At 64.4% G+C, this 8,803-nt stretch carries 8 protein-coding genes and 1 pseudogene; 2 read left to right on the forward strand and 7 right to left on the reverse strand.

Features of this window, described 5'->3' with window-relative positions; genetic code table 11:
• The first annotated feature begins 99 nt into the window (after positions 1 to 99).
• Positions 100 to 1,983, forward strand: a complete 1,884-nt coding sequence (locus BMY53_RS20770; protein WP_092948393.1) for a sensor histidine kinase — start codon at positions 100 to 102, stop codon at positions 1,981 to 1,983.
• Positions 1,976 to 3,316, forward strand: a complete 1,341-nt coding sequence (locus BMY53_RS20775) for a sigma-54-dependent transcriptional regulator (RefSeq protein ID WP_092948394.1) — start codon at positions 1,976 to 1,978, stop codon at positions 3,314 to 3,316. Before BMY53_RS20770 ends, BMY53_RS20775 begins: the two co-directional genes overlap by 8 nt.
• 10 nt (positions 3,317 to 3,326) lie before the next feature.
• Here BMY53_RS20775 and BMY53_RS20780 read toward each other — a convergent pair whose 3' ends face one another.
• The 7 genes and pseudogenes from BMY53_RS20780 to BMY53_RS20810 all read right to left on the reverse strand — a co-directional run.
• On the reverse strand, positions 3,327 to 4,259 hold the full coding sequence (locus BMY53_RS20780; protein ID WP_092948395.1) for a beta-1,6-N-acetylglucosaminyltransferase: 933 nt from the start codon (positions 4,257 to 4,259) through the stop codon (positions 3,327 to 3,329).
• Between the two features lie 297 nt (positions 4,260 to 4,556).
• Positions 4,557 to 4,895 (reverse strand): hypothetical protein, encoded by a 339-nt coding sequence (locus BMY53_RS20785; RefSeq protein ID WP_092948396.1) that lies wholly within the window; start codon positions 4,893 to 4,895, stop codon positions 4,557 to 4,559.
• A 524-nt stretch (positions 4,896 to 5,419) separates the two neighbouring features.
• Positions 5,420 to 5,944: a hypothetical protein gene (locus tag BMY53_RS20790; protein ID WP_092948397.1), complete on the reverse strand. Its 525-nt coding sequence runs from the start codon at positions 5,942 to 5,944 to the stop codon at positions 5,420 to 5,422.
• Positions 5,945 to 6,094: 150 nt separating this feature from the next.
• Positions 6,095 to 7,200 (reverse strand): annotated as a pseudogene (locus tag BMY53_RS20795) (IS3 family transposase); the annotation flags it as partial.
• A gap of 53 nt (positions 7,201 to 7,253) precedes the next feature.
• Positions 7,254 to 7,490 (reverse strand): hypothetical protein, encoded by a 237-nt coding sequence (locus BMY53_RS20800; RefSeq protein ID WP_092948398.1) that lies wholly within the window; start codon positions 7,488 to 7,490, stop codon positions 7,254 to 7,256.
• A gap of 53 nt (positions 7,491 to 7,543) precedes the next feature.
• Positions 7,544 to 7,891, reverse strand: a complete 348-nt coding sequence (locus BMY53_RS26195) for a hypothetical protein (RefSeq protein ID WP_218151277.1) — start codon at positions 7,889 to 7,891, stop codon at positions 7,544 to 7,546.
• 131 nt (positions 7,892 to 8,022) lie between these two features.
• On the reverse strand, positions 8,023 to 8,803 hold a 781-nt coding region (locus BMY53_RS20810; protein WP_143074171.1), incomplete at its 5' end, for an IS3 family transposase.

The raw sequence follows: 8,803 nt of genomic DNA on the forward strand, positions 1-8,803 counted from the left end.
CGCTGCCCGCCATCTCATCATCCGCTTTCAATCTCCGCCCGTCCTAGCAATTACCCCAAGGCGCTTCACCGCCCGGCCACTGCGCCCCGATCCGGACCCGTGTTCTCGCTCTCCACCTTCAGGCAACGTGCCTCGCTCCATCTGAGCCGGCCCAGCTTCTACCTCTACTTCACCGGCGTTCTCATGATGCTGGGCCTGGTGCTGGGCCACCGCCTGAGCGAGCGCGCCAGCCTGGACCAGCTCTCCGCCCTGGCCACCGAGCGCCTGGAGCTGTATGCGGCCAATCTCTCCACCGAGCTGAGCCGCCACGCCTATCTGCCCAGCCTGCTGGCCATTGACGACAGCGTGGGCCGCCTGATGCAGGCGCCGGACAACGAGGCGCTACGCCACCAGGTCAGCCAGTCCCTGGCCCGGGTGAGCGTGCGGGCCGGCACCACCCAGATCTTTGTGGCGGATGCCGATGGTCAGGTGCTGGCCGCCAGTGAACCGCTGCTGCCCCCGTCGCGCCTGTCGCAAGCCATCAGCCAGGACCGCCATCACTTCTTTGCGGCGGACGCCAGCCCGGTGGATGGGCAAGCCACGGGCAGCATCAACTTCTTCCTTTTGCAGACGGTGCGGCGCCAGCAGCGCCTGCTGGGCGTGATCGTCGTCAAGCTCAACCTGGCGCCGCTGGAGGCCACCTGGGTGGACCTGGGCCTGCGCTCCCAGGGGGAACGCATCCTGGTGGCGGACGACCAGGGCGTGGTCATCATGAGCAGCGTGCAGGCCTGGAAGTACGCCGTGCTGAGCGAGGCCGATGCGACCCAGCGGGATCTTCTGCAGGCCAGCGCGCGGTATCCGCAGGCGGTGGGCCCCAACCTGGGCTTGCCGGCGGTGCTGGAGGCCTACAACAGCATGCTGGTGCAGGCACCAGCGCCGGCCAACACGACGGTGCTGGCGCAGGAACGGCAACTGCTGCCGCTGGGCCTGCGGCTGCTGGCGCTGTCCGACCTGACTGAAGTCCGCCGCCAAGCGCGGCTGGCCGCCTGGAGTGGCGCAGCGTTTGGTGCGGCCATTGGCATGCTGCTGCTCTACCTGGCGGCACGCCGGCGTGCGGTGCGCCAGCTATTTCTGGCCAAGGCGGAACTGCAGGATGCCCATGCCCGCCTGGAACGCACGGTGGATGACCGCACGGCGGAACTCCGCCATTCCAACGAGGCCTTGAAGGAACAGATCACGCAGCGCGAGCAGACCGAAGGTGAGCTGTTGCAGGCCAGCAAGCTGGCGGTGCTGGGGCAGATGTCGGCGGGCTTGTCGCATGAAGTGAACCAGCCCCTGACGGCACTGCGAGCGCTGGCCCGCAACGCGCAGCGCTTGCTGGAAGCTGGCCGTACGCAAGCGGTGGCGGACAACCTGCGGTCCATGGACGAGATGGTGGAACGTATGGGCCGCATCACCCGGCAGCTCAAGAGCTTTGCTCGCAAGGCGGAGCGGGTGGATGGCGCGTCGCCCTTGCTGACCAGTGTCCGCAATGCCTACCTGCTGCTGGAGCACCGCACGCAGGGGCTGGCGTTGTGGTTTGACGTGGATGTGCCGGAGGGCCTGCGTGTGCGGGCCGAGGCCAATCGACTGGAACAGGTGCTGGTCAACCTGTTCGCCAATGCGCTGGATGCCATGCTGCAGGACGCCGAACCGGAGGCCGAGCCCGGGCGGGAGATGCGGCTGCGGGTCTGCATTGAATCGCTGGAGAGTGGTCAGCGGGTGCTCATCAAGGTGCAGGACAGCGGCCCGGGCCTAGACGAAGCCTTACTGCCGCGCCTGTTTGAACCCTTCTTCACCACCAAGCCAGCCGGCGAAGGCCTGGGGCTTGGTTTGGTGATTTCATCAAAGATCGTGCACGAGTTTGGTGGCACGCTGCGCGCGCGGCGGCTGGACCCGGGCATGAGCCTGGAGTTCGACCTGGCGGTCGACACCTGGGATGCCGAGGAGACTGTCCATGTTTGAGGGCTACAAGGTCGTGTTTGTGGAGGACGACCTGCCGGTGCGGGTGAGCCTGACGCAAACGCTGGAACTGGAGGGGCTGGAGGTGCAGCCCTGCCGCAGTGCGGAGGAGGCGTTGCCCCACATCCAGCCTGGTGCACAGGTCATCGTGGTGACGGATGTGCGGCTGCCTGGCATGGACGGGCGTGCACTGCTGGACCATGTGCGGGCCACGGATCCGGACATCCCCGTGATCCTCATCACCGCGCACGGGGACGTGCAGATGGCGGTGCAGGCCATGCGCACCGGCGCTTATGACTTCATCGAGAAGCCGTTTGCGCCCGAGCGCCTGCTGGATGCAGTGATGCGGGCGCTGGACCTGCGCATGCTGCGGCATTCCGCAGAAGAGCTGCGCGCGCAGTTGCAGCGGGCCAGCGGGATCGAGGCGGCGCTGCTGGGGCGGTCGGCCGCGATGCAGCAACTGCGGCGGCAGGTGTTGAACCTGGCGGGGACGTCGGCGGACGTGATGATTCTGGGGGAGACCGGTACCGGCAAGGAGCTGGTGGCGCGGTGCCTGCATGACCAGAGCCCGCGGCGGGATCGGCATTTTGTGGCGATCAATTGCGGGGGCTTGCCGGAGGCACTGTTTGAAAGCGAGCTGTTCGGGCATGAGCCGGGCTCGTTCACGTCGGCGGCCAAGCGGCGCATTGGCAAGATTGAACATGCCAATGGTGGGACCTTGCTGCTGGACGAGATCGAGACCATGCCGGTGCCGCTGCAGATCAAGCTGCTGCGGGTGCTGCAGGAGCGGCGCATCGAGCGGCTGGGGTCCAACGAAGAACTGCCGATCAATGTGCGCTTCATTGCCGCGAGCAAGGCGGATCTGAAGGAGCTGGGGGACAAGGGCCAATTCCGGAACGACCTCTATTACCGGCTCAACATCGCGACCTTGCAGTTGCCCCCACTGCGGGAGCGGCGGGGGGATATTCCGCTGCTGTTTGAACACTTTGTGGTGCAGGCCTGTGCGCGGTATGAGCGCCCTGCCCCGGAACTGACGCCGGAGAAGCTGCGGGAGCTGATGGCGCATGACTGGCCGGGGAATGTGCGGGAGATCCGCAATGCGGCCGACCGGTTTGTGCTGGCACTGGATGACCTGGACAGCCAGGCCGCGCTGAGGGATCTACCGAGCCTGCATCTGGCACGGCAGATGGAGCTGGTGGAGAAAGCGTTGATCGAGCAGGCGCTCAGGCGGACTCAAGGGAAGGTGCCAGCAGCGATGGAGCTGCTGGGGACGCCGAGGAAGACGCTTTATGACAAGCTGCATCGGCATGGGATTCAGCTGGATGATTTCCGGTAAGGGTTGAGGCTCAGGTCAGTTCCGGCTCCAGTGTTGGCGTGCGGGGAGCTGAATGCGTCACGTGCGGATGGGCGTCGGCAAAGGTGGCTCGCATCAATTCCAAGGCCTCTGCAGAGGTGGCCTCATCAAACTTGCGCGCGAAGACGATGGGGCCGCCGCCATACACGCTGCTCGCGGGATGTTCCGGCTGTTGCAGCAACTGGAGCATATCCTCGCGGCCAAGCATGTCCGGGCTGGACGCTCCTGGGCGCCAGCGGGTATAGGTGAGCGCCCGGACCGCATTTGCTGCGAAGCGGGAGTTCCCCACCAGGGTCTGGATCAGGGTCTCGTCTGCACAGGAGGTACCCTTGATAAAACGTACCCATGCGGGTCGAGCGGCCACTTGTGCAAGGACGTGCTCGCTGCAGGCCCGCGTCAGGGCCCACCATTGGCTTCCTGCGAACGGTTTCAAGTCGCCAAAGGCGGGGCGGTAATCCCGTGAGGACGGAAGCACGCCGTGGCGCACCAGCCGCCGAAGAATCTTGCCTGGCAGTGTGGGCCGGAACCACCGGTCGGTCAGGCGTGTCTCGGGCTTGTTGGCTGCCACGTTGGGGATCTGCACCAGGTTGATGAACTCCGCTGTGGCGTGCTCCTCGAAGAATCGATGAAGTTCGGCGGCAGGCCGGATTGGTAGATCCATACCGCTCAACAGCACCAATCGGTCGAAGTGTTCAGACGCGGCCAGGGCGGTTCGCATCAGGGCGTAGGTAGCCTCCAACTGGGAATAGTCCCCCCAGTGGACCCTGACGCGATCCCGCTGATCGCAGAAACGCACGTTGGGTGCTGTCAGCGACAGAAAAGGCGCGGCGTCGGCCTTGGCGTCGATGTGGATGAAGATGCAGGCGTCCGGGTGGCGCAACGACTCCACCAGGCGGCGCAGATGCACAGGCGCAGTGTGCGCCATGATCAGGTAAGCGGTTTTCAAGTGATCCCTCGTATTGGACTCGGCCTGGACCCGCGACTGTGCTCACCTTGAAGGTGAGTTGGGCGGGTGTGCACCCTGAGGGCGTCTGAATGGCCGGATTCTTATGTCGAGAGCATAGGCGATGGGCGAATCAATTCGGCATGGCAAATCACGCTTTGGCCCGCATTTCGGGGGGCGGATTGCACAGGACCGGTGATTGTTCACTCTCTTCGGGAAGGGAGCGCTACCGCGCCCATCGGGAGTGCCGGGCTAGGCCGCCCGGCGGGTAAATCGCCCCTATCGAATTCGTGGAACACCCGGGCGGCGGTCCTCGTGCGACTCACCGAGAAGGATGAGATCGAAGGTCATATAAAGCGCAGAGGCCATCTGCCCCACAGCCGCGCTGTCCTTCGAGTACGGGGCTTCGTTCTCAAGGATCTTTGCAGTGACGTAAAGGTCGTTCACTATCTGCCGCGGCAACTGCTCGGACCCCTTCAACAGCCGCGCCAACTCTCTGGACGCCTGATCCAGGCGCTCGAAGGCCTGCCGCTTAATCTCCTTGGTGGACTGCAGCGCCGTAACCAGCTCTGCTCCACTGCTCCGCAGCTCTGTCGCTACGCTTTCAACACTACTCATCAATTTCCTCCTCCGGACCTAAATGTACCGACCCTGGTCCTGGTGCCAGGTCGTGCGGCCGTAGTAATCCATCTCATCTATCAGCGTATGCCCGTCCGCCAGGTGGATGCGTAAGCTCCCCTGTCGAGCGCCTGTTCAACTTGCCGTTGCCCTGGCTCTGCGCTGGACGCTTCGCCGCCATCCAGGGTGGCTTCCTGCGCTTGCGCTTCGGCAGCGGCGGACCTCACGCCCACTGCGTATTCTGCGGTCCCGGCGCTGCGTCGGCCCGCTGGGGCGGGCGCTCCTTCACATCAGCACCGACGCCGGCCGGTGCTGCCCGCTGTCCTCTCGGCAGCGGCTCCAGCCCATCCCCCCGCCCTTCCTGGGGAAGGGGGCGAGTCGCCCTCTACCGTCAGCGGTGCCAGGCCTTCAACGGCCAGGCACCGCACACGGCCAGCGTCGGGTGGCGTGATGCCGCTTCAAGGCCAAGCTCTTCGGGTGGCCTCACGGCCAGCCTTGACCCGGCTGCACGCCGCCAAGCCGAACTACAGGACGGCCAGCTTGCCCATCGCGAAGGCGCCTTCCATGTCGTCTGGCACCTCGCCAATCCAACCGCATGGGAAGTGCCCGACCAAGAACCAGTACTCGAACAGCTCGCAGTATTTGGTGATGCTCACAACGTCCTCGTACTCATGAACCATACACATGCCGAGCAATTCCCAACGTAGCGCACCAAGGAAGGTCTTTCCGGCCTCATTGGGAACTCGGGCTTGCACTGCAGGCATCGCCAGCTTCTTGTCCATGAGCTTGCCCACCAACGGTTTGAACTCTGCCACCTTGGTGTTCCATAACTTAAAGACCGCGCTGTGGCGAGCTGACAGTTGCACGGTCAACTCATTTTGAGCCTCCAAGCGAGCGTCATCAGATGCCTGCGTCGCACAGACTTCAAGGGCTTCTGCCCAGGTACTGACCCGCACCACATCAGGACTCGGCTCCAGAGGTTGACCAGCGTTGCAGAACCAATCGGCGTTCTCCAGCCGCAGCAACAATTCGTTCGTGTTGGACTTCATGTTCAATCCTTGTGTCACTCACCGAGGGGTGCCTGGAGGCAAGAGGCCAACGTCGGTCGCAATTCCAACTGACGCATAGCTGCCACCGAAGTAGCCGATGGCACCGCCAATTGGACTGGACTGCCCCTGGTCAGGTAGACATCCTGTCCCTATCCGGCCCACGTAGTCCCGTTTGAACGTGTTCACGAAGCTCTCGGCCATGCCGTTGCTCTGCGGGCTGCAGACCGGCGTGTTGATCGGCTTGAGCCCCAGTGCCCGGGCAAGGCTGCGGGTCGAGTGCGCGATGTAGGCGCTGCCGTTGTCGCTGAGGAACTCCAACGTATGGGTCGCCGGGATCGCCTCGACGACGCCGAAGCGCTTCTCCACCGCCTCAATGAGCATCTCGCACACGGGCTCGCCAAGCAGCCCTTTGCCGTTCCACGCGCGGTACGCCAGGATCTCGCGGTCGCAGCAGTCCTCCGCGAACGTCGCCGTCACCGTCTCGCCAGATTCGCACTTGATCTCGAAGCCGTCGGAGCACCAGCGCAGATCGCTCGCCTGAACCTCGACCTTGCCCTTGTGAGGGCGGCTGCTGTGGCGACGTTTCGGTGCCTTGGGCAGCAGCAGGCCGTCGCCGAGCATCACCCGGTAGGCCCGCTTCGGATTGACCCGGGATGCCTCGCAGCTGCTCTCCCGCTTCCAATTCACCAGCGCGCAAGCTCGGCGATAGCCGTAGCTGGGCAACGTGGCGATCTCCTCTCGGATCTCCGCCAACAGTTGGTCGTCATCGGTGGGCGTACGCTGCGTGCGGCCGTCGACCCACGACGCAGGCCTGCTGCCACGCGCATGGACGTTCGAACGCGCAACGCCCAGGGCCTCGCACACGCGCGTCATTCCTCGCCCCCGGGCAACAAGGGCGAGCGCGCAATCCACTTTTTTTCGGCGGCGTACTCCACTGCTTCCTTGAGGATCTCATTCTCCAGGGTCTTCTTGCCGAGTACGCGCTGCAGCTTGGCGATCTCCGCGCGGGCCGCGGCCAACTCCGATGCGGGCACCACGGCCTCGCCGGCGGAGACGGCGGTCAGAGCGCCTTGCCGTTCGAGCTTGCGCCACTGGAACAGCAGGCTGGCAGAGACGCCCTCCTGGCGGGCCACGAGCGATACGCTCATGCCCGGCTCGTACGTGCGCTTCACCAGCGCAGCCTTCTCGGCCAGCGACCAACGCCTGCGGCGCTGATCCGTGGTGATCACCTCGATCGTGTCCGTATGCCTAGTCATACTCACAGTCCTATTCCAATCCGTAAGATAAGCGATGGGCTGCGTCCGGTCATTCAGGGGGGCCAGCTCAGCGCCGCCAGCGCTGCAGCGCGATGCACTGCTCCGGCACCCGCAGCGGGCTCGCCCAGTCGCCAGGCCGTGGCGTGGATGGCTGCAGCCAGCTCGGCCAGGAGCCGCGCAGGCTCGGTGCTCAGCTCCGGCGAGGGCTGGCCCTCGTCGGTGAGCAAGTGGACGGGCTCATCGGCATCGAGGGTGTAGAGGTACCAGGCGGGGAAGGGTTGGGCATGCATCCATCTTGTAGCCATCGACCCGGCCAATACGCGCGAGGAGCCTCAGCCCATTGCTACGCTGCGGCCACCTCCGCAATTCGGGCATCTAGCCGCCGAATCCTGGCAAGCATCTCTTTGCCCACTTCGGAGTCTTCGTAACGACCGCCACCATCTCCGATGACACGCAACATGCTGTGCAGTGGTTCGTGCGCCTTCGCTGCGAGCGACGTTTTATCCCACCAGTACCACCGACCGGTTTGGCACTTTTTTCGAATCCAATCTGCTGCCTCGATTCCCGTAGGCATGCACGGAGAGTTCGCGAAGCTAGCGAATGGCCCTTCGCCTGAGTAGGCGAACTCATGCAGCGTCACCAACTCATTGGCAACTTCAAGCCAGAGCGAGTAACGAGAGTTGTGCATCATGGTTCCGTCCATGGCGTAGGTTGCGTTTTCACAGCGCTCAGAGGAATCGCGTTCCTCGCATCAGGCACCCAGATTTGGTAGCCACCGCCGCGCTGAATCTGACCTGCTGGGGAACTCCGAGACAGTAATTCCTAGAAGACGGCGGGTTGCAGGTTTTGATGGAGTTGCTGCTTGAACTCCATCGGGGTCAAGTATTGCAGACTGCTGTGCGGCCTCACCTCGTTGTAGTGCTGACGCCAGGACTCGATGACGACCTTGGCCTCGCGGCGCGAGCGGAACCATTCGACGGACAGGCACTCGTCGCGGAACTTGCCGTTGAAGCTCTCGTCGGCGCCGTTCTGCCAGGGCTTGCCAGGATCGTTAAGCACGGTCGCGATGCCTGCGCCGGCGATCCATTCCAGAATCGCCAGGCTGACGAACTCCGGCCCGTTGTCCGAACGAACAGCGGAGCACCCACCGTGCACGCTCACCAGCCGCGACAGCACCTCGATCACGCGCTTGGAGCGGATGGAGCCGGCCACGTCGATGGCTAGGCACTCGCGGGTGTACTCGTCGATGACGGTCAGGCACTTGAGCTGCTGGCCGGTGGCTGTCGTGTCAAAGACGAAGTCATAGGCCCAGACCATGTTGGCCTTGAAGGGCGAGTGCACGCGCGGCCGCTTGGACGCAATCCGCCTGCGCGAACGCTTCCTGGGCACCAGCAGGCCCGCCTGGCGACACAACCGATGCGTGCGCGACCAGCTCAGCTCGAAGCCGCGTCGGCGCAGGAAGATGCGGATGCGCCGGTAGCCGTAGCGGGGGTACTGGGCCGACAACTCCCTCATCGCCTCGACCACCGGCGCATCCTTGGCCGGCAGGCGGGGCTTATAGCTGGGTGTGGCTCGCGACATGCCGATGAGCCCGCAAGCCCGA

The organism is Roseateles sp. YR242, assembly GCF_900109745.1.
Taxonomy (GTDB): domain Bacteria; phylum Pseudomonadota; class Gammaproteobacteria; order Burkholderiales; family Burkholderiaceae_C; genus Roseateles.